The sequence below is a fragment of the Plantactinospora sp. WMMB782 genome (assembly GCF_049179135.1).
Taxonomy (GTDB): Bacteria; Actinomycetota; Actinomycetes; order Mycobacteriales; family Micromonosporaceae; genus Plantactinospora.
Map to the genome: position 1 here is coordinate 6,139,990 of NZ_JBMHMC010000007.1, position 20,681 is coordinate 6,160,670.

Annotated in this window: 13 protein-coding genes; 9 read left to right on the forward strand and 4 right to left on the reverse strand. The window is 73.7% G+C overall.

Annotated elements, in window-relative coordinates:
- Positions 1-53: 53 nt before the first annotated feature.
- The 7 genes from ACN28A_RS29425 to ACN28A_RS29455 all read left to right on the forward strand — a co-directional run bounded on the left by ACN28A_RS29425 (position 54) and on the right by ACN28A_RS29455 (position 10,774).
- The gene (locus ACN28A_RS29425; RefSeq protein ID WP_421400581.1) at positions 54-1,451 is read left to right on the forward strand and encodes an acyl-CoA synthetase; all 1,398 of its coding nucleotides are present in this window, start codon (positions 54-56) and stop codon (positions 1,449-1,451) included.
- Positions 1,452-1,741: 290 nt separating this feature from the next.
- A complete protein-coding gene (locus ACN28A_RS29430) occupies positions 1,742-3,046 on the forward strand; it encodes a radical SAM protein (protein ID WP_421400584.1) in 1,305 nt (434 codons plus the stop codon).
- Positions 3,047-3,375: 329 nt separating this feature from the next.
- Positions 3,376-6,810, forward strand: coding sequence for a BTAD domain-containing putative transcriptional regulator (locus tag ACN28A_RS29435; protein ID WP_421400586.1), 3,435 nt, complete (start codon positions 3,376-3,378; stop codon positions 6,808-6,810).
- 203 nt (positions 6,811-7,013) lie between these two features.
- Positions 7,014-8,498, forward strand: a complete 1,485-nt coding sequence (locus tag ACN28A_RS29440) for a hypothetical protein (protein WP_421400589.1) — start codon at positions 7,014-7,016, stop codon at positions 8,496-8,498.
- Positions 8,499-8,510: 12 nt separating this feature from the next.
- Positions 8,511-9,050 (forward strand): hypothetical protein, encoded by a 540-nt coding sequence (locus ACN28A_RS29445; protein ID WP_421400591.1) that lies wholly within the window; start codon positions 8,511-8,513, stop codon positions 9,048-9,050.
- Between the two features lie 213 nt (positions 9,051-9,263).
- On the forward strand, positions 9,264-9,761 hold the full coding sequence (locus ACN28A_RS29450) for a sigma-70 family RNA polymerase sigma factor (protein WP_421400593.1): 498 nt from the start codon (positions 9,264-9,266) through the stop codon (positions 9,759-9,761).
- 11 nt (positions 9,762-9,772) lie between these two features.
- Positions 9,773-10,774, forward strand: a complete 1,002-nt coding sequence (locus ACN28A_RS29455) for a hypothetical protein (protein ID WP_421400596.1) — start codon at positions 9,773-9,775, stop codon at positions 10,772-10,774.
- Positions 10,775-10,988: 214 nt separating this feature from the next.
- Here the strand turns inward: ACN28A_RS29455 and ACN28A_RS29460 are convergent, their stop codons facing one another.
- Both ACN28A_RS29460 and ACN28A_RS29465 read right to left on the reverse strand, forming a co-directional pair.
- Positions 10,989-12,560, reverse strand: a complete 1,572-nt coding sequence (locus ACN28A_RS29460) for a serine/threonine-protein kinase (protein ID WP_421400598.1) — start codon at positions 12,558-12,560, stop codon at positions 10,989-10,991.
- A 222-nt stretch (positions 12,561-12,782) separates the two neighbouring features.
- The gene (locus tag ACN28A_RS29465; protein ID WP_421400601.1) at positions 12,783-15,059 is read right to left on the reverse strand and encodes an APC family permease; all 2,277 of its coding nucleotides are present in this window, start codon (positions 15,057-15,059) and stop codon (positions 12,783-12,785) included.
- A 221-nt stretch (positions 15,060-15,280) separates the two neighbouring features.
- Between ACN28A_RS29465 and ACN28A_RS29470 the strand changes: the two genes are divergently transcribed.
- Both ACN28A_RS29470 and ACN28A_RS29475 read left to right on the forward strand, forming a co-directional pair.
- Positions 15,281-16,357 (forward strand): LCP family protein, encoded by a 1,077-nt coding sequence (locus ACN28A_RS29470; RefSeq protein WP_421400604.1) that lies wholly within the window; start codon positions 15,281-15,283, stop codon positions 16,355-16,357.
- Between the two features lie 86 nt (positions 16,358-16,443).
- Entirely contained in the window at positions 16,444-18,003 is a 1,560-nt protein-coding gene (locus tag ACN28A_RS29475) for a sugar transferase (RefSeq protein WP_421400606.1), read from the forward strand.
- A 45-nt stretch (positions 18,004-18,048) separates the two neighbouring features.
- Here ACN28A_RS29475 and ACN28A_RS29480 read toward each other — a convergent pair whose 3' ends face one another.
- Complete coding sequence (locus ACN28A_RS29480) at positions 18,049-19,293, reverse strand: DUF1501 domain-containing protein (RefSeq protein WP_421400608.1); 1,245 nt, start codon at positions 19,291-19,293, stop codon at positions 18,049-18,051.
- Position 19,294: 1 nt separating this feature from the next.
- Positions 19,295-20,563: a DUF1800 domain-containing protein gene (locus ACN28A_RS29485; protein ID WP_421400611.1), complete on the reverse strand. Its 1,269-nt coding sequence runs from the start codon at positions 20,561-20,563 to the stop codon at positions 19,295-19,297.
- Positions 20,564-20,681 lie beyond the last annotated feature (118 nt).

Consider the following 20,681-nt stretch of genomic DNA (forward strand, 5'->3'; position numbering starts at 1 on the left):
CGGTCGGACCGGTCCTGGCAGGATCGTCGGCAGTCGACCGACGGGAGGAACGGATGCTGCTGCCGGCGCTGGGTGGCCGCCTGCCCGACCGCCCGGACGCGCTCCGGGTCGACGGCGAGAACGCCTCCTGGGCGGAACTCCGGGCAACGGCCGAGGCGGTGGCCAGCCGGCTGGTCGGGGCGCCGGCCGTCGCCGTGCACGCCACCGCCACGCTTCCCGGCGTCGTCGGCGTGCTCGGCGGGTTGCTGGCCGGGGTGCCGGTGGTGCCGGTGCCGGCCGACGCCGGACCGGTGGAACTCGCGCACATCCTCACCGACTCCGGGGCCGCACTGCTGCTGGCGGACGTCCCACCGAAGCACCCGGTGCCGGTACCGGTCGAGCCGGTCCGTGCCGGCCGGACCGCGTCGGGCGGCGGGCCTGCCGAACCACCGGGTACGGCCACCGCGCTGATCCTCTACACCAGCGGCACGACCGGGGCGCCCAAGGGCGTCCTGCTGACCCGGGACGCGATCGCGCACGACCTGGACGCCCTGGCGCAGGCGTGGGCGTGGAGCCCCGACGACATCCTGGTGCACGGGCTGCCGCTGTACCACGTGCACGGGCTGGTGCTCGGCGTACTCGGTGCGCTGCGGGTCGGCTGCCGACTGGTGCACACCGGCCGGCCGCAGCCGGAACGGTACGCGGCGGCCGGCGGGACGCTGCTGTTCGGCGTACCGACGGTCTGGTCGAGGATCGCCGACGACCCGTCGTCGGCCCGGGAACTGGCCTCGGCCCGGCTGCTGGTCTCCGGCAGCGCGCCGCTGCCGGAACCGGTATTCGCCCGGCTGGCCGGACTGACCGGGCACCGGCCGGTCGAGCGGTACGGCATGACCGAGACCCTGATCACGGTCAGCACCCGGGTCGACGGCGACCGGCCGCCCGGACACGTCGGCCTGCCGCTGCCCGGGGTGCGGACCCGGCTGGTCGACGACGCCGGTGCGGTGCTGCCGGCCGACGGGGAGAGCATCGGCGAACTCCAGGTCCGGGGTCCGACCCTCTTCGCCGGCTACCTGGGGATGCCGGAGGCGACCGCCGCCGCACACACCCCGGACGGCTGGTTCCGTACCGGTGACGTGGCGACGGTCCGCCCGGACGGGCAGCACCGGATCGTCGGCCGGGCCAGCACCGACCTGATCAAGAGCGGCGGGTACCGGATCGGCGCCGGTGAGGTGGAGAACATGCTGCTGGCGCATCCCGGGGTCCGGGAGGCGGCGGTGGTCGGGGCTCCGCACCCGGACCTCGGGCAGGAGGTGGTGGCGTACGTCGTCGGCGACGGCGTCACCGCCCAGGCCCTGATCGACTTCGTCGCCACCGGGCTGTCCCGGCACAAGCGGCCCCGCCGGGTGCACCTGGTCGAGGCGCTGCCCCGCAACGCCATGGGCAAGGTGCAGAAGCGGCAACTGCCGGGCTGACCGGAGCGGCGACGGTGCGGCTGACCGGAGCGGCAACTGCGGGCTGACCTGAGCGGCGGCTGCCGGCTGACCTGAGCGGCGGCTGCCGGACCGACCGGCCCGGGATGTGATCTTCGTCCACCGGCCCGCCCGAGCTTGATCCACCGGCCTGGGCCGGCGGCGAGCCGGGTAGCGTGGTCGGGGGCACACCGCCGAGGAGGCGGTCGCCGGGCGGCCGGCCCGGGGTGCCATGGTGACGACAGGCTCGCCGGGGACCCGGCGGCGTCGTGGCGGAGGAGGAGAGGGCGCGCGTGCAGACCCGCACTGATCTCGTCGAGGACCTGATGGGGCGCTTTCCGCACATTCCGCGCGAGGCGGTCATCAAGGAGGACCTGCTGCGCGGCGGCATGGCGTTCGACGACTCGGCGCTCACCGACAACGAGAACGGCGAGGTCAAGCCGAAGTCGTACTTCATCTTCTCCTTCGACCACCGGACCCTGCCCGAGCTGGGCTCGGCGGCACTGCGCCGGCCGCCGGAGGAGATCGTCCTGACCGGCGGCCCGTACGAACTGCGCCGCACGGTGGTCTCGGTGCGGGTCAACCCGGACTCGCCGTACCGGGTGAAGGACGGCGGGGACGGTGTGCTCCGGCTCTATCTCGACGACCGGCCGATCGCCGACGTCGGACTACCGCCGATGCCGGAGTACTACCGGCACACCCTGACCGGCGGCAAGTCGGTGATGGAGGTCGCCCCGACCATCCAGTGGGGTTACCTGATCTACCTGACCGTCTTCCGGGTCTGCCAGTACTTCGGCGCCAAGGAGGAGTGCCAGTACTGCGACATCAACCACAACTGGCGGCAGCACAAGGCGGCCGGGCGGCCGTACACCGGGGTTAAGCCGGTGGCCGAGGTGCTGGAGGCGATGGAGATCATCGACCGGCACGACACGCTCGGCGCGTCCAAGGCGTACACGCTGACCGGGGGGAGTGTCACCTCCAAGGTCGACGGCCTGGCCGAGGCCGACTTCTACGGCCGGTACGCCAAGGCGATCGAGGAGCGGTTCCCGGGCCGGTGGATCGGCAAGGTCGTCGCGCAGGCCCTGCCCAGGGCGGACGTGCAGCGGTTCCACGACTACGGCATCCGGATCTACCACCCCAACTACGAGGTCTGGGACAAGCGGCTCTTCGAGCTCTACTGCCCCGGCAAGGAGCGGTACGTCGGCCGCGAGGAGTGGCACCGCCGGATCCTGGACTCCGCCGAGATCTTCGGCCCGCGCAACGTGATCCCGAACTTCGTGGCGGGGATCGAGATGGCCGAGCCGTTCGGCTTCGGCACCGTCGACGAGGCGATCGAGTCGACCACCGAGGGACTCCAGTTCTTCATGTCCCGGGGGATCACGCCCCGGTTCACCACCTGGTGTCCGGAACCGACCACCCCGCTCGGCCGGACCAACCCGCAGGGCGCGCCGCTGGAGTACCACATCCGGCTGCTGGAGGCGTACCGGGCGACGATGGAGGCGAACGGCCTGACCAGCCCGCCCGGGTACGGCCCGCCCGGCGCCGGAAACGCGGTCTTCTCCGTCAGCTCGTTCATGGACACCCTGCCGGCGGCCTGACGCCCTCGTGACCGGCCCGAGGCTTCGGCGGGCGGCCCGCGTGAGGCTCCCGGGGCGGCCTGCCTGAGGCTGCGGCGGCGGTCCACGGAAGGCTGCGGGTAGCCCGCCGGGCGTTCTGGACCGACCGTGGGTCCCGGTGTGTCCGTCGCGCTTGCCGGGCTGTTGGATCATGTCGGCGAGGCGTTCGGCGAGACGAGAGGAGCCGTGCATGGCCCAGCCGGACGGCGGGCCGGTCAGCCCGGGGTGCGACTCCGCACGGTGGACGGCCCGGTGCCGCGACCGCCGGGTGGCGACCGGCTCCGGCGGGCGACACCCGGCCCGAGCCGGCCGTGCGGGCTAGACCGAGGCTGCTCCGGCGGCTGGACCAGCTCTCCGCCCGCCGGTTCGTGGCCGTCGTCGCCGACGCGGGCGCGGGCAAGACGACCCTGCTGCGGGAGTGGGCGGTCCGGCGGTCGTGCGCCTGGCACACCCTGCTTCCCGAGGACCGTGATCCGGTACGCCTCTTCGCCGCCCTCGCCTCGGCGCTGCGCGGCGTCGGTGTCGAGGTGCCGGGCGTGCACGGCGTCGGTGTCGAGGTGCCGGGTGTGCACGGTGCCGGTATCGAGGTGGCCGGCGTGCGCGGTGGCGGTGTCGAGGTGGTCGACGTCGAGGGCCGGGACGATCCGGTCCTGCTCGCCGGAGTACTCGTCGCGGGGCTGACCTCCGCCGCCGCCCGGACCGGCTTCGCCGCCACCGGCCGGACCAGTGCCGGGGGTGCGGCCGCGGCGACCACGGCCGCGATCCGGCTGGTGCTCGACGACGCGCACCTGCTGGACACCGGGCCGGGCACCGAACTGCTGGCGGCACTTGTCGATCGACTGCCCGCCGGTACGGTGCTGGTGCTCGCCGGACGTGACCCGGTGCCGTTCCCGGTCGACCACCTGCGGGCGTCCGGCCGGCTCGGCGAGATCGCCGCGGCCGATCTCGCGTGCACCCCGGCCGAGGTGCGCCGACTCCTGTCGGCGGCGGGCGCGACGGGGGCCCATCCGGCGGTCCGACGTGCTGCCCTGGACTGTGCCGGCTGGCCGGCGGCGGTCGCTGCGATCGCCGACCTCGCCACCGGGCGGACCACCCGACCGGACCGACCGGCGTCCTGGGCCACCCGACCGGACCGACCGGCGTCCTGGGCCACCCGACCGGACCGACCGGCATCCGGGACCGGCGAATCGACGCCCTGGACCGGAGAGTCCGTCCCCTGGACCGGCGAACCGGCAGCCCGGACCGGCAGGCCGGAACCGCCGGGGCTTCCGGAGCTGCCGGTGGGGCTGGGCGAGGCGGATCTCGCCGCGCTCTGGGTGCTTGCCGCGCTGCGCCGGGCCGGGTTCGGACCGCAGGCCGGGTTCGGACCGCAGGCCGGGTTCGGACCGCAGGCGGGGTTCGGACCGGCGTATCAGCGAGCGCTGCGCGAGCTGGCCGGTCCGGGGCGGCTCGCCGCCGGTGATCCCGCACCGGTCCGGGCAGCCCGGCTGGTCCTCGGAGCGCCGTCCGGGGTACCCGACGTCGACCTGGTGCTCGCCGAGTCGGCGGTACGCGACGACCAGCCCGACGAGGCGTTGCGGCACCTGGCGGCGGTACCACCCGGGATGCCGGTGCCGGCGGCGCTGGCCTGGCGGCTCGGCGCGCTGCTGCACCGGCGCGGCGAGTTCGACGACGCGGAGGCACTGCTCGAACGGGCGGCGCCCCGCTCCGGCCCGACGGCGGGCGGGTCGGCCGGGTTGGTGGCGGGCGGGTCGACCGGGCCGGTGGAGCCGCCGGGGGCGCTGGCGGACCAGGCGCAGGTGCTGGCCGGCCGGGCGGCGGTGCGGTGGGCTCGCGGGGACGGTGCCCGGACCGGGCAACTCGCCGACGAGGCGGTCCGGCTGGCCGAGCAGAGCCGGGACGACGCGGCGATCGCCGCGGCCTACGTCGCCCGGGCGCTGGCCGCGTTCAGCGCGGGGGACCGGGCCGGCAACGAACACGCCTACGCCCGGGCGCTCGCCGCCGCCGTCCGGGCCGGCGACCTCGACCAGCAGTTGCGGATCCACTGCAACGTCGGCTCCCGGCTGGTCGAGGAGGGGCGGTACCGGGCGGCGACCGAGGAACTCGACGCGGCCATCCGGCTCGGCGAGCGGACCGGGCAGCGACTGCTGCTGGCGCTGGCCCTGCACAACCGGGCCGAGGCGTGGCTGGGACTCGGCGAACTGGGCCGGGCCCGGGCCGACTCCGACGCCGGGCTGAGCCTGTGGCAGCGCGCCGGGTCGCCGCTGGCCGCGTTCGGGCTGCTGCTCACCGCCCGGGTGCACCGGGTCTGCGGCTCGACCAGTCAGGCGGTGGCCGCCTACCGGGCGGCGCTGGCAATGGCCGAACCCGACGGGAACGCGCAGGTACTGGTGGAGGCGTGTGCCGGGCTGGCCCGTACCCGGTATGCCGAGGATCCGGACGAGGCGGCCGAGTACGCCCGCCGCGCCCTGGCGATGCCGAGCGCCAACGGGCCGACCGTGGCCGAACTCGCCGCCGGCTGGCTGGCGCTCTGCAGGGGCGAGGTCGACTCGGCCCACCGGCACGCCGAACGGGCCCGTGCCGAGGCCGGCGCCCGACGCGACCCGGCCGGGCTGGCCGAGGCGATCGAACTGGCCGCGCTCGCGACCGAGCCGGGGACGGTACCGGCCAGCGGCGGCAACGGCGGCCGGCGGCGGTCGGGGCGGCCGGCGGCGGGGCTGGTCGAGGCGGCACAGATCTGGGCGGAGGTCGGCAACGAGGTGGCGTTGGCCGTCAACGCGCTGCTGCGGGCCCGGCTCGGCGCGGACCGGCCCGCCGAGGAGGTCGCCCACCGGCGGCTGCACCGGCTCGGCGTACGCGAGGGGGCCTGGCACGTCGCCGGACCGCTCGCGGCGGTCGGGCCGGCCCCGGTGCCGGAGGTCGAGGTGCAGACGCTGGGACATTTCGTGGTCCGGCTGGCCGGGGTACCTGTTCCGGCGCCCGCCTGGCAGTCCCGCAAGGCGCGGGAACTCGTGAAGGTGCTGGCCGGTCAGTTCGGCCGGCCGCTGGGTCGGGACGCCCTGGCCGCCGTGCTCTGGCCGGAGACGCCCGCGGAGGTGGCGCTGCGCCGGCTGTCGGTACTGGTCTCGACCGTCCGCGCCGTGCTGGACCCGGACCGGCGACACCCGGCCGACCGGTACCTGCGGACCGACCCGGCGACGGTGTGGATCGACCCGGACCGGGTGTCGGTGGACGCGGTGCGGTTCCACGACGCGGCCCGGGCGGCGATCGCGGCGGACGGTGCCGGTGCACCGGACGGGCACACCGGAGCGGACGGCCCGAGCCCGCTCGGCCCGTCGGCGGGGCGGTCGAGGGGGCATTCGGTGGGTGGGGTGGAGATCCTGGGCCGGCTGGAGGCGGTCGTCGACATGTACACCGGGGATTTCTGCGACGACGGCGAGGTGACCGGGGAGTGGCTGGCCCGCCCGCGCACCGCGCTGGCCGAGCTGCACCGTGAGCTGATCCGCCGGTTGGCCCGCCGGTGCCTGCGGATCGGCCGGCCGGAGGCGGCGGTCGGCTGGTACCTGCGGCTGACCTCCGAGGACGGTTACGACGAATCGGCACACCTGGGCCTGGTCGGCGCGCTGTCGGCGGCCGGTCGGCACGGCGAGGCGGCCCGCCGCTACCAGGAGTACCTCGACCGGATGCGGGAGATCGAGGTGGAGCCGGCACCCTTCCCGGCCCCCGCCGGGACCGCGCGCCCCTGAACGATTCCTGAACCGCCTCGGAACACGGCCGGCCATCATGGACGGCGGACGGCGGGGTGCCGGTGCGGAACGGACGTGTCCGGGGCCGGCCGGGGCGGATCGGCCGTGGTCCGGTCCGGTCCGGATCCGGCTGCCGGCGGCGGGTCGCAGGACCTGGCCGGTGGCGGACCGCCGGGGGCTACGGGTCGAGGCGGAGGCGGCGGATGTCCAGTTGGCGGCGGCGGTTCGGATCGCTGCTGGCGGTGACCGTGCTGCTGGTCGGCGTCGGCGGGTGCGGGCTCCGGCCGGGCGGTGGTGGGCCGGATGGTGGTGGGCCGGGCGGTGGTGGGCCGGCGGCTGAGCCCGCCGCGAGCGAGTCCGGCCGCACCTACGGATACGGTCCGAGCCGCGACCGGTCGATCAGGTACCAGCCGGACGTGGTACTGGTGCGGGGCGGACCGGACGCTATCCGGTCGGCCAGCGCGGACGGGACGACGTGGGTCCTGGACGCCGACGCGGCGGGCGCCGACGACCTCGCACCGGGTCGGATCATGTACGCCACCAGCCGGGCCGTCGGCCGGGTGGTGCAGGCACGGCGGACCGGGGACGGACTGGCGGTGACCCTGGCTCCGGTGACCCTCACCGAGGTGTTCCGGGACGCGCACTTCCGGTCCGACCGGCGGTTCGGCGAGGCTGACCTGGCGTACCAGGAGGTTCCGAGCCTGCCCGGTGCGCTGAGCGTGCCGGCCGGGGCGCGGTCGCCGCAGGACGCGGCCACCCCGGTCGGGCTGGCCGGCGGCGGCACCACCACCGTGCTCGTCACGGACCCGGTGCGGCTCGCCCCCGCCGGTGGGCGGCTGCCGCCGGCCAGGGAGCGCAACTTCGCGGTCAGCGTCGGCGACTGGGAGGCGCAGCCGTACCGGACGCCGGGCAAGCTCGGCCTGAAGATCGGGTACGCCGCCGACGAGAGCCTGAAGGTCTACATCGACTTCGCCATGAACGTCGCCGATCTGCGGATCCGCGCCGACGTGCCGATCACGAACGGCCGGATCGGCAACGGCGCCACCTTCGCGGTCGACGGCATCCGGAGCATCTCGGTCGACTTGGCGGCCGGCGCCGCGAACGGGGCGGACGACAACCGGAAGGTCCGGGTCGAGGTACCGGTCGAGATCAACATCCCGATCCCGGGCGAGCCGCTGGTCTACAGCAACACCTGGAAGTTCATCGTCACCACCGGGCTGAGCGGCCGGAACACCACGGTGAAGGCGGCCGGGGAGTGGGCCGTCGACGGCACCCTCGGCATGGTCGGCGGCACGCTCCAGAAGCCGACCCTCTCGGTGGTCCGCAGCATCATGGACTCGATCACCGGCATCTCGGTCGGCCCGAGCGGGCTCGCCTTCGCGGTGGAAACCAAGATCCAGTTCGGCATCGGCATCCCGGCCGCCTTCGCCGGCCCGTACGCCAAGCTCGTGGTCGACCTCGGGGTGACGAACGGTTCCGCGCTCGGCGCCCCGCTGGCCCGGTGCGTGTCGGCCAGCCTGAACGCCAAGGTCGGCGGCGGCTTCGGGATCACCGCCTCCTCGGTGGCGGTCCAGGAGCTGCAGAAGCTGCTGCCGACCAAGTTGAAGTTCGAGCTGGAGACCGAGAAGTTGTGGCCGATCCACCGGGCGGCCCAGACCCTGCCGAACGTCCCGCTCTGCGTGGGCTGAGAGGAACCCCTGATGATCGTCCGTAGCCGCCCGTCGCTGGTCGCCCTGACCGCGCTCGCCCTCGCCCTCTCCGCCGGGTGCGGCCGGTTCGGCGACGACCCGCCGGCAACGGACCCCGGTGCCGCCCCGCCCGCCGTCGGCGGTGCCGCCCCGGGGACCGGGCCGACCGACGCGGCACCGGCGGCCGGTCCGCTGGACGCCTGTGCACTTGTCAGCAAGGCGGAGGCGGAGAAGCTGGCCGGTACGCCGCTCGAGGACGGCGTACCGGTCCGGGAGACGTGCACCTACACCGGGCCGGTCACCGGACCCACCGCACAGGTGGAGGTCTACGTCGGCGACGGGGCGAAGAAGTTCCTCGACATCGAGCGCGAGCTGGGACACGAGATCTGGCCACTGCCCGGCGTCGGCGACGAGGCGTACGCCGAGGACGGCGCCGTCTTCGTCCAGAAGGGCGGCCGGTGGGTCGCGGTGAAGCTGGTGCTGCTCGCCGACCCGAAGGAGAGCCGCGAGCCGCTGGAGCGGGTGGCCGGCACCGTCGCCGGCCGGATGTGACGACGTCCGGAGGTCAGCTCCGGGCCGAGGGCGTGCTGGTCCCCAGGCTCCGCCGGGCGGCGGACCGCTGTTGCCGCCCCGGACGGCCGGTAGTGCTCTGCGTCGTCGGAGTAGGGTTCACCGGGCTCGAAACCGCGTCATCCGTTGGGTCGTCGCTGGACCCGTGATCGACGGAAAACTTCTCTCCGGTGGGGTAAATGGATCGGAGCGCTGATGCGTGAACCCCGTGTGGAACGAGAACGGAAGGACTTCGCGGACTTCTACCAGCGCTCCCGAGACAACTGCCTGCGCGCCGTACTGGCCGGTACGGGCGATCGCGCGCTGGCCGAGGATCTGGTCGCCGAGGCGTACGCGCGAGCCTGGGCCTCCTGGCCGCGGGTGAGCCAGCATCCGGCACCGGCGGCGTGGGTGGTACGCACCGCCCTCAACGTCCGGGTGTCCTGGTGGCGGCGACGCCGACGGGAGGTGGCCCTCGACGGCCACGAGCGGGCGTTCCTCGTCGAGGACGACCTCGACACGAACGACGCCCTGCTGGCCGCCGTCCGCCGGCTGCCGCGGCGGCAGCGTGAGGTGGTCGTGTTGCGCATCTGGCTCGACCTGGACACCAGGTCCGTGGCCGAGGTGTTGAACATCTCCGCCCAGACCGTAGCCGTCCATCTGTCCCGTGCCACCGCAACCCTGCGGGCGCAGTTCGCGCCCGCAGCCCGTTAGGAGATTGGATCATGAACGACGATGAGGTGTGGGACGCGGTGAAGCAGACCCTTTCCGACGTACGGATGGATCGTCCGGTCGAGGCGATCGAGCAGCGCGGCCGGGCCCGGCGGCGCAGGCGCCGCGTGTTCGGCCTGGCCGCCGGTGGTGGCGTCGCCGCCGTGGCCGCGCTGGCGCTGACCCTGCCGATGGCCACCGGCTCCGGCACGACCCCGGCTCCGACCGGCCCGGACAACCGGGCGGCTGGAGCCGGCACCCCGGCACCGGTCGGTGACATCAAGCTCGTGTCCCTGGCGGCCAGCCTCACCGCGGAGAACGCCGCGCTCCCGGGTGACGCGTCGCTGATCACCGAGAAGGTCGACGTCCGTCGGGGCACCGCGCCGTCCCGTACCAGGTACCACCTGTACGCCGACAGCGGTGAGTACTACTACACGGAGGTCAGGCGCGAACTTCCACGGGTGGTCGGTCGTGCCGAGAACCTCGGCAACGGCTTCCACACCCGCGGGGTGGCGGCGGCGCGGCAGGCGGCAACCGGTGACCTCGGCAGAGCCCGCGAGCAAATGATCAACTCGGTGTACGACGAGGGGAAGGCCCCCACTGCCGCCGAGCAGGAGAAAGCACGGGCGGAAGCCTTTCGGCAGAAGGGGGTCCCCAACCCGCCGTCGCTCACCGACAAGGACCGGGAGAGGATCGCCGACAACCACCTCTGGGTCAACAGCGTCGACGTGCTCTCCGCCGGCGGAGGCGACCCTGAGATACGGGCCGGCGTGCTTCGCCTGATCTCCACCATCCCCCAGGTCACCGTCGTGGACTCGACGACCGGCGGGCAGCCCACCCTGACCGTCACCGCCGGGGTGTGGACGGACGACACCGAACAGGTGCTGACGCTCAACGCCCAGAACGGGGTGCCGATCAGTTCCGTGCTGGAAGACCCGGCAGCGGGGAGCTCCATCGTGCAGACGTTCCAGGTTTCCCGCGTGACGGTGGCCGACATCAGGGCCGGCAGGTTCTGACCCCCGTTCCGTCCCGTGCGCGCCGTCCGCACCGTCCGGGCGGCGCGCACGGCCGCGTCCACGGTGACGGGCCGCTGGCGCAACCTTCGGGCGCGCGGGTTGCCGACCCAGCCGCGCCCGCATCCGGGCGAGTCCCCGCTCGTCCGCGTCCGTCAGCCGGACCACCTCGGGACACTGCTCCGAGCGGCACGTCGGAGCATCCCGACACTGGACACTAGGAGCTGGTGTTCGTACTCGTCGGCACGCCGTCGACGCAGGTGACGGTCATCTGCACGGTGCGGTTGCCGTGCCGGAACCGGACCATCGTGGTCGGTGCCGGACCGGCGTCCACCGCGTCGGTCCGGTAGGGGCGGCTCGGGGTCCAGGACAGCAGCCAGGCGCCGCCGTCGGTGCAGCTCGCCCGGACCGAGCCGCCCTCGGAGGTCAGCGTCCGTTCCTCCGGCGCCGAGGTCGTCGGCGGCGTCTCCGGGGTCGTCGGCGGCGGTTCGTCGGGCCCGGTCGGGGTGCCCGGATCGCCGCCCGGATCACCACCCGGATCGCCGCCCGGACCGCCACCCGGCCAACCGCCCGGCTGACCGGCCGGCGGGAACCCGGTCGCCGGCCCGGGCACGGGACCGCCGCTCGGGTTCCCGGGGGCGCCGACGAGCGGCGTCGGCGGCTCCAGGCGGTCCGCCGGGGTGGCCGGAGCGCCACCGGTGGTCCCCGGCGGGCCGGTGCCCACTGTCGGTCCGCCGCTCGGTCCGGGCCACCTGCCACCACTGCTGCGGCCGAGTCCCGAGCCGAGCGGATCGGCGAGCCAGAGCAGTAGCCCGCTGACCGCCACCGCCGCCACGCCGGCCGCCAGCACCCCGGTACGGAACCGCGTCCTGCGGCGGCCGGCGCCCGGCGGGACCAGCACGGTCGAGGGTTCGCCGTCGACCGCGACCGGAGCCAGCGAGTGGGCGAGTTCGTCGTCGACGATCCGTACCCCGGCGGACCGGGCGAGCACGGCGGCCACCTCACGGGCCGCCGGACGCCGCTCCGGATCCTTCTCGAGGCAGCGCCGACACAGCTCGGCGACCTTCGCGGGTACGTCGGGCAGCGGCGGCAGCGGCGCCGGTTCGACGTACACGTGGGCCCGGAGCATCTGGGTAGCGGTCTCCGCGCTCCACGGTGGGCGACCCGCCAGCAGGCGGTAGAGCAGCACCCCGACGCCGTACACGTCGGAGGCGGGCAGCACGGTGTCGCCGCTGATCCGCTCCGGGGCGAGATAGCCGGGGGTGCCGAGCAGTTCGTCACCCCACTCCTCGGCGTCGCCGGGTCCGACCGCCGCCGCGATGCCGAAGTCGACGACCTTCGCCCCGCCCGGGGTCACCATCACGTTGCCGGGCTTGATGTCCCGGTGCACCAGTCCACGGTCGTGTGCGGCGGCCAGCGCCGCCGCCACCTCGGCGCAGATCCGGAAGGCGGCCTTCGGCGGCAGCGGCCCCGCGGCGAGGCGCTGTTCGAGGGTGCCGCCCTCGATGAGTTCCATCACCACGTACGGGACGCAGGTCGGGCCGGTCACCGACTCGCCGAAGTCGTACACCTGAGCGATGTTCGGATGCGACAGTGCGGCCGCCGCCCGGGCCTCGTGCCGGATCCGGCGTCGCGACACCGGGTCCCGGGCATGCCGGCCGGCCAGCAGCTTCACCGCGACCGGACGGCCGAGGACCTCGTCCCGGGCCCGCCAGACCACCGCCATCCCGCCCCGGCCGAGCTGGTCTTCCAGCCGGTAGCGACCGCCGAGTACCTGCTGCGCCTCCACGCGGACAGTTTGCTCTGCCGGGCCGCGGCCCGCCCGACCCACACGCCGTCCGGTAGCGGCATTGTCCTCGATCGGGCATCGACCCGACCGAACGGGCGAGGGCGGAACCGGGCGCCGGTCGAGCAGAGCGGTGCGATCGTCCGAACGACGTCGCGCCGGCCCGCCCCGCCGCTCCGCCGGCCCCGCTCCGCCGGCCGCCTCGTCCGGGCACTCCCGGCCGCGTCACTCCGGCAACTGGACGGGGACGCTGGTGACCACCACACCGGGTACGCCCCGCAGGGCGCGACGCAGTCGCAGCTCGGTCCGGGTGTGCAGGACGTGGTGCCACAGGTGCCGGACCACGATCTCCGGTACCACCACGGTCAGGGTGACCTCCGGCCGTGCCGAGCGCAGCGCCCCGACGTACTGGGCCAGGGGCGCGATCACGGTCCGGTACGGCGAGATGATCGTCTCCAGCCGCAGGTGGCCACCCCAGGCCTCCCACTGTCGGCGGAACCGGTCGGCCTCCTCCTGTTCGGAGCTGAGGTGCACGGCGAAGGTCGGCTGGCCGAGCGAGGTCGCGTACGCCAGTGCCCGCAGGGCGGCCAGGTTCAGCCGGGCCACCGGTACGACCACCAGATGCCGCACCCCACCCGGGACCAGGTCCGCCAACACCTCGTCCCGGTCCTCCCGGACGGTGCTCCCGGGCCGACCGTGACCGGGCCGACCGCGGCCGTCACCGTCACCGCGACCGTCACTGTCACCGCGACCGTCACCGTTGCCGTGACGAGCGTCCGCCGGCACGGTCAATGCCTGTCGCATCGCGTCGTAGTGCCGTCTGATCTGTAGGCAGAGCAGCACCAGCGCCGGCACGGCGACCACCACCACCCAGGCACCCTCGACGAACTTGGTGACCCCGGCGGTGACCAGGACCAGGCCGCAGAGCAGTGCACCGGTGGCGTTCAGCGCCGCCCGCCAGCGCCAGCCCGGTTCCCGGTGCCGGCGCCAGTGCACCACCATGCCGCCCTGGGAGAGGGTGAAGGCCAGGAAGACCCCGACCGCGTAGAGCGGGATCAGCGACTGCGTGTAGCCGCCGAACGCCACGAAGATCAGCGCCGCCGCCACGGCCAGCACGACGATGCCGTTGCTGAACGCGAGCCGGTCTCCCATGTGCAGGAACTGTCGGGGCGCGTAGCTGTCCCGGGCCATGAAGAAGAGCAACCGGGGGAAGTCGTTGAAGGCGGTGTTCGCGGCCAGCAGCAGGACCAGGGTGGTGGCGGCCTGGATCAGCGCGTACCACGGCCCGGTGCGGAACGTCCCGCGGGCGAGTTGGGACAGCAGCGTCTCGTCGGCCCGGGGGACCAGCCCGTTGAGGTGGAACAGCAGGGTCAGCCCGGCGAAGAGCACCACCAGGATGCCTACCATCCAGGTCAGCGTGGTCCGGGCCTGGCGCCACTCGACCGGCCGGAACGCCGGCACCGCGTCGGCGACCGCCTCGATCCCGGTCATCGAGGAGGCGCCGGAGGCGAAGGCGCGGAGCACGACCAGCAGGCCGAGTCCCTCGACCGCGCCGACCGGGGGCGGCGGGACAGGTTCGAATCCCCGGCCCGCCGCCCGGGCCACCCCGACGACGAAGAGCAGCCCGATGGCGGCGAGGAAGAGGTACGTCGGCGCGGCGAAGAGCCTGCCGGAGGCCCTTACCCCGCGCAGGTTGCCGGCGAGCAGCGCGGCGATCACCAGCAGTCCGAGCAGCACCGTGTACGGCGTCAGCCCGGGCAGCGCCGAGGTGATCGCCTCCACGCCGGCCGCCACCGACACCGAGACGGTCAGCACGTAGTCGATGATCAGCCCGGCCGCGGCGGTGAGTCCGGCCCGGGTGCCGAGACTGTCGGAGGCCACCAGATAGGAGCCGGCGCCGTGCGGATAGGCGTAGACGGTCTGCCGGTACGACGTACCGACCGTGATCATCAGCAGTACCAGTGCGGCGCCGATCGGCAGGGCCAGGCCCAGCGCGCCGCTGCCGGCCAGCACCAGGATGGCGAGCATCGCCTCCGGCCCGTACGCGACCGAGGAGAGCAGGTCGGAGGAGAGCACCGGGAGGGCGACGAGTTTCCGCATCCGCTCGTGCAGCACCGCCGTGCTGGCCAGGGGCGGGCCGAGCAGGGCGCGCCGCAGCGCCGTGCCGGTCCGGCCGGTCCGGCTGCCGGTGGGGCTGGCCGGGCCGGTGGCGGTCAACTGCTCCTGCCGCTCGGTCGTCCTGAACATCTCGATCCGGCCCAGCCGACCCGAGCGGCTCGGCGCCGCCCGGTGCCGGTAGTTCTCCAGTCCCGGATCCAGCGGCAGTGCGGCGTCCCGGGGCGGATGGTCGGCCAGGTCCACCCGCCACCGGCGGCCGACCTCGCCCAGGGCGGCCAGTTCGGCCTCGCCGAGCGGCGGGAACTCGGCCGACGGGCTGAGGACGCTGCTCGGCTGCTCCGATGGCCGCGCACCGTTTCCGTTCCGCCGCTGTCGCCGCACCATGCTCCGCCTCGTCCGACACCGCTCCGCCTCGCACTGTCACCGATCCGGCCGGCCGGTGGCACCGAAACGGCGATACTCGGCCGGAAAGTACGGCCCTCGGCGCCTCCTACGTCCGGCCGGAACGCCGTTGAGCTGCGGCGCAGTGTGGTCGGGTCGGTCGCGGCGGATCGGCTGTGCGACCGGGGCTTTTCACTGTTGCGTGCATCAGTAGCATCGAGGCCATGCCACACCACCCCTCACTCGCGGAGTCCGACTCCACCGAGGTCATCCCGGCGACTCCGGACGGGAGTTCCACCGGGGCGCCGCCGAAGCGACGTCGGCGACGCACCCGGCGGATCGTCCTCATCACGCTGCTGGTGTTGGCGCTGCTGGGCGGCGGGGGAGCGGTTGCGGCCGGCATCTACGTCCACTCGCTGGAGTCGGGCATCGAGCGGGTCGAGGCGTTCGACGAGGTGCCCGAGGAGTCGCGTCCGGTCAAGGTGGCGAAGGACGCCAAGAACATCCTGATCCTGGGCAGCGACACCCGCGATCCGTCCAGTACCGGCGGATCGCGCAGTGACACCATCATCCTCGCCCACCTGCCGGCGGACCGGTCGAGCGCCCAGCTCGTCTCCATCCCCCGGGACACCTGGGTGAACGTGCCGAAGTCCAAGGACGGCAAGCACGGCGGCCGGGACGCGAAAATCAACGCGGCCTACGCCTGGGGTGGGATTCCGCTGATGGTGCAAACTGTCGAGAAGTTCACCGGGGTGCGGATCGACCACGTGGCGCTCGTCGACTTCGCCGGTTTCAAGGAGATCGTCGACGCCCTCGGTGGCGTGCAGCTCACCGTCGAGGAGAGCTTCACCTCCACGCACTCGCTGCTGCCCGGTGGACGCCGCGAGTTCAAGAAGGGCAAGCAGGTGATGGACGGCGCGCAGGCGCTGGACTACGCCCGGGAGCGCTACGCGTTCAAGGACGGGGACTTCGCCCGGATCCGGCACCAGCAGCAGGTGATCCGGGCCATCCTGGACAAGGCCGCCTCCGGTGGCACCCTGGCCAACCCGGCGAAGCTGAACTCCTTCATCCGGGCCTCCGCCGACGCGGTCTCGGTCGACAAGACCCTCTCCCTGCTGGACATGGGGACGGAGCTGCGGCACCTGCGCAGCGGCAACCTGACCTTCCTGACCAGCCCGACCAAGGGCACCGGCCGGGTCGGCGACGAGAGCGTGGTGTTCGCCAAGACCGACGAGGTGAAGACCTTCTACGACGCGGTCCGGCGCGACGCGGTACCCGAGATCCTGAGTAGAGCGAAGTGACCGCCCCCGTCGGGGCTGGCCATCCACGGCCGTATCCTGCACCCGGCGTCCGGTAGGGGCGGTCGTCGTCACGGGGGAGGTAGCAGATGTCGAGCTGGCCGCTGGCATCGCATGATCCGGTGGTCGGCCTGCCCGACACCGGCCCGCCGGACCGGTCGCCGGCCGCGCCGGGCGTGCCGGTCACCGGTGCCGTCGACCCGGTCACCGACGTCCCGCCGGTGCCGCGGCCCCGCACCGGACCCGGCCCGGCGGAACGGGTGCGGGTCGGCACCGACACCACGGCGGTGCTGCCGTACGCCGGCTCCCGCGCCTCCGTGCGGACCCGTCGACTGCGTGCCTGGATGGTGACCGCACCGGTCGACCTCGTCGCGCTGCTCGGGCCGCTGCTGGTCACCGACCGGTACTGGCGGGGGACGGTCTTCACCGCCGGGCTCACCGTCGCCATCTTCGCCGCCGGTGGGCTCTACCGGGCCCGCCGGCACATGAGCATCCTGGACGAACTGCCGAGCCTCTGCGGCCGGCTGCTCGCCTCCGCCGCGATCGTCGCCATCATCGCGGCCATGCGGCACGGCTCGGTCGAGTACATGACCGGGTTCATGCGGGGTGTCGTGCTCTCCGCCGGGCTGGTCATCGTCGGCCGGGCGATCACCCGGCGGGCGGTGACGGTCGCCCGCAAGCGGCGCTGGGTGGAGCACAACGCCATCATCATCGGCAGCGGTCCGGTCGCCGCCGAACTCGCCCGGCTGCTGCGCCGCTATCCGCAGTACGGGCTGCGCTTCGCCGGCTGCGTCGACGCCGAGGAGCGGTCCGGGCCCGGCTCGCCGCCGCTGATCGGCACGTTGGACCAGCTCGCCGACCGGATCCGGCTGGTCGAGTGCGACGTGCTCGTCGTCGCCGAACCCGACTGTCCGGAGAACAGCCTGATGGAGTTGCTGGCCCGGCCGGAGTTCGCGGACTGCGACATCTGGAGTGTGCCCCGGCTCTGGGGCTCGCGTTCGCCCGGCGGGTTGCCCGACCACATCGGAGCGATCCCGGTGGTGCAGATCCGGCACACCAGCCTCACCGGCCTGCGCTGGCTGCTCAAGCGCGCCTCCGACATCGCCTTCTGTGCCGTGGCGCTCGTCGTGCTGAGCCCGGTGCTGGTGCTCTGCGCCCTCGCCACCTGGTTGGAGGGCGGTCGCGGGATCTTCTTCCACCAGGAGCGGATCGGCCGGTACGGCAAGCCGTTCGACGTCATCAAGTTCCGCACCATGAAACCGGCGGACGAGACCGAGTCCCGGACCCACTGGTCGATCGCCGACGACCAGCGGATCGGCCCGGTCGGCCGGTTCATGCGGCGCACCTCGCTGGACGAGCTGCCCCAACTCTGGAACATCCTGCGTGGCGACATGACCGTGGTCGGCCCCCGTCCCGAGCGGCCGTACTTCGTGCAGAAGTTCTCCGCCGAGCACCCCGACTACGCGATGCGGCACCGGGTGCCTGTCGGGCTGACCGGCCTCGCCCAGGTGAGCGGCCTGCGTGGGGACACCCCGATCTCCGACCGCGCCCGGTTCGACAACTACTACATCGAGAACTGGTCGCTCTGGCTGGACACCAAGGTGCTGCTGCGTACGGTCATCGAGGTGTTCCGGGGCGGCGGCCGGTGAGCCCGCCCGGTCGACCGGTGAGCAGCCCGGGTCGACGGGCGGCGGCTATCCGGCGGCGGGCAGGAAGGGCAACGGCGTGACCTGGTAGCCGCCCAGGTAGCGGGCCGGGTCGGCGCCGAGCACCGAACCGAGGACGGTGCCGAAGACCTGCCGGAAGTCGACCGTGGCCCGCAGGTCGCCGTCGTCCAGGTCGGTCAGGCTCGGCTGCTCGCCGTAGAGGCCGCCGGTCACGTCGCCGCCGAGCACGAAGACCGGGCCGGCGGTGCCGTGGTCGGTGCCGTCCGAGGCGTTCGCCCGGACCCGCCGCCCGAACTCGCTGTAGACCACCACGGTGACCCGCCGGCCGGCCCCGGTCCGGCTCATCCGCTCCACGAAAGCGGCCAGCGCCTGGTCGAGCTGGGTCAACAGCATCTCGTGCCCGACGATCTCGCTGGCGTGCGTGTCGAAGCCGCCGAGACTCACCGAGTACACCCGGGTCGGTACGTTCGCCTCGACGCACCGGGCGACCAGCCCGAGTTGCCCGGCGAGCGCGCTCGAGCCGCCGGTGCCGGTCGCCGGACCCATCGGCCCGCCGTCGGCCCGGGGCAGCTCCCGGCCCTGCCGCACCAGCTGCTCCACCCGGAGCAGGTCGGCGTAGGAGGCGGCGGCGCGGGCCTGCATCGCCGGCTCGCCCGGCTGCGCCCCGCCGAGCGCCCCGACGAGCCCGGTGTCGATGCCCGACGGCAGTTTGAGGCCGCCGAGGCTGACGCAGGCACCGGCCCGGGTCTCCCCGGCGAGCAGTGGCGGCAGCACCGGCTCGAAGCTCACCGCCGTCTCCGGCGACGCCCTGGTGCCGTCCAGCCACCGCCCCACCCAGCCGCTGTAGATCGGCATCTCCGGCGACGCGGTCTGCCAGATGTCCATCGACCGGAAGTGGCTGCGGTCCGGCTTCGGATAGCCGACGCCCAGCACGACCGCGAGCCGCCCCGCGTCCCAGAGCCGCTTCAGCCCGGTCAGTTTCGGGTTCAGGCCCAGGGCGTCGTCCAGGTGCAGCACCTTCTCGGCCGGGTACGCCAACTCGGGCCGCAGCCCGTGGTAGCGGCGGTCCTGGTACGGGATCACGGTGTTCAGCCCGTCGTTGCCGCCGTAGAGGGTGACCAGCACCAGGGTCCGGCCCGGGTCGGCGGGGTCGACCGGGGACGACTTCTCCAGCAGCTCGGCGAGGCCGAGGCCGGCACCGGTGGCCGCCAGCGCACCGGCGCCGACGACACCGGAGGCGAGCAGGAAACGGCGTCGGGTAAGCGCGTCCATCTCAGGTCACCAGGTATTCCGGGCTCGACAGGCCGAGGACGAGCAGTTGGTGCGGGTCCCCGACGGTCCGGAGCACCTGGTAGGTCCGGTCGGTCCAGCCGTCCAGGCAGAGCAGGTGCGCCACGTCCTCCGGGGTGAGCCGCCGCGGTTGGTGCAGCGCGGCCAGTTTCCCGGCGAGGTTCATCCTGACCTGGGCGGCGGCCGAGGTCAACCAGGCGGTGCCGGCCGGCCAGCCGCCCACGCTGGGCGGGGCGAACGGAAGCTGTCCGAGGGCGCGCATCGCGTACACGATCTCCATGGCGGTCTCGACCGGCAGGCTGCTCATCCGCAGGCCGAGCTGCCGCATCGCCCCGACCAGCCACTCCACCGGCTGCTTCACCAGGGTGTGCGCGGTGCCGGCGAAGGCGTCGTCCTCGAAGAGCGCGCGCAGCATCGCCGTCGGCACCGGGAACGCCTCGGCCATCTTCTCCCGGACCCGCTCCGGGATCGGCTCGCTGTGCGAGGCGTACCGGAACCACATCCGGGTGGCCAGGAAGCGCGGGCACTCCGGGCGGGTCAGCAGCAGGTTGACCAGGCTGTGCGCGTCGAACCTGGCGGTCTGGCCGAGGATCGTCTTGCGGCCCGGGTCGTGCCGCTGCCGGTCGAAGACCGGTGTCTCCCGCTCCAGGATCGTCCGCCAGCCGGTGAGCGCCCGGCCCGCCTCCCGGACGTCGCGTTCGGTGTACTGGCCGATGCCGAGCAGGAACAGCTCGAAGAGTTCCCGGGCGAGGTTCTCGTTCGGTGCGTCCTTCTTGTTGTGCTGCCCGTCCAGCCAGTAGATGAGAGCCTGGTCCACGATCATCCGGTGGGCCAGGTCCACCACGTCCCGGGCGGCCCGGATCGTCCGGTGCTGGGTCAGCATGTACTGCGCGCTGCTCACCTTGTCGACCGAGGTGGCCCAGTGCCCGTGCCAGAAGAAGACCAGCTTCTCCACCGCCTGGTGACTGGCGACCGTCATCCGGTCCAGCCACCACCGCTCGATCAGCTCGGCCTGGGCCTTGCGCATCGTGTCGGCCCGGACGTGCTGTTCCCGGGTCGGGTTCGGCAGGTTGGCGTGCGGGTCCGGGCCGAGCCTCGGGACGGGGGAGCTGGTCGCCCCGACGTCCGGCCCGAGCGGGGCGAGCAACCCGGAGAGGGTGTCGGGATATCCCGACTGTTTCGCCGCGGCCAGCTCCGCCGCCGTCGGACCGAACCCGGCCCGGCGCAGGAGCAGCGCGACGTCGTCGGTCATGAAGGCAACATAGGCGAGAAACCCGGACAGCGGCAAACCCTCCCGACCGGCGTCGCGACCGGCGGAAAACGGCAGCCAGTGCCGGTGGCCGGACCGGTGCCGGGTCGGGTGTGGAGGG

Coding starts and splice junctions, on each gene's coding strand:
- ACN28A_RS29445 (WP_421400591.1), top strand. CDS start 8,511: ATGATCGTCCGTAGCCGCCCGTCGCTGGTCGCCCTGACCGCGCTCGCC.
- ACN28A_RS29485 (WP_421400611.1), bottom strand. CDS start 20,563: ATGACCGACGACGTCGCGCTGCTCCTGCGCCGGGCCGGGTTCGGTCCG.
- ACN28A_RS29440 (WP_421400589.1), top strand. CDS start 7,014: ATGTCCAGTTGGCGGCGGCGGTTCGGATCGCTGCTGGCGGTGACCGTG.
- ACN28A_RS29465 (WP_421400601.1), bottom strand. CDS start 15,059: ATGGTGCGGCGACAGCGGCGGAACGGAAACGGTGCGCGGCCATCGGAG.
- ACN28A_RS29470 (WP_421400604.1), top strand. CDS start 15,281: ATGCCACACCACCCCTCACTCGCGGAGTCCGACTCCACCGAGGTCATC.
- ACN28A_RS29450 (WP_421400593.1), top strand. CDS start 9,264: ATGCGTGAACCCCGTGTGGAACGAGAACGGAAGGACTTCGCGGACTTC.
- ACN28A_RS29475 (WP_421400606.1), top strand. CDS start 16,444: ATGTCGAGCTGGCCGCTGGCATCGCATGATCCGGTGGTCGGCCTGCCC.
- ACN28A_RS29455 (WP_421400596.1), top strand. CDS start 9,773: ATGAACGACGATGAGGTGTGGGACGCGGTGAAGCAGACCCTTTCCGAC.
- ACN28A_RS29425 (WP_421400581.1), top strand. CDS start 54: ATGCTGCTGCCGGCGCTGGGTGGCCGCCTGCCCGACCGCCCGGACGCG.
- ACN28A_RS29480 (WP_421400608.1), bottom strand. CDS start 19,293: ATGGACGCGCTTACCCGACGCCGTTTCCTGCTCGCCTCCGGTGTCGTC.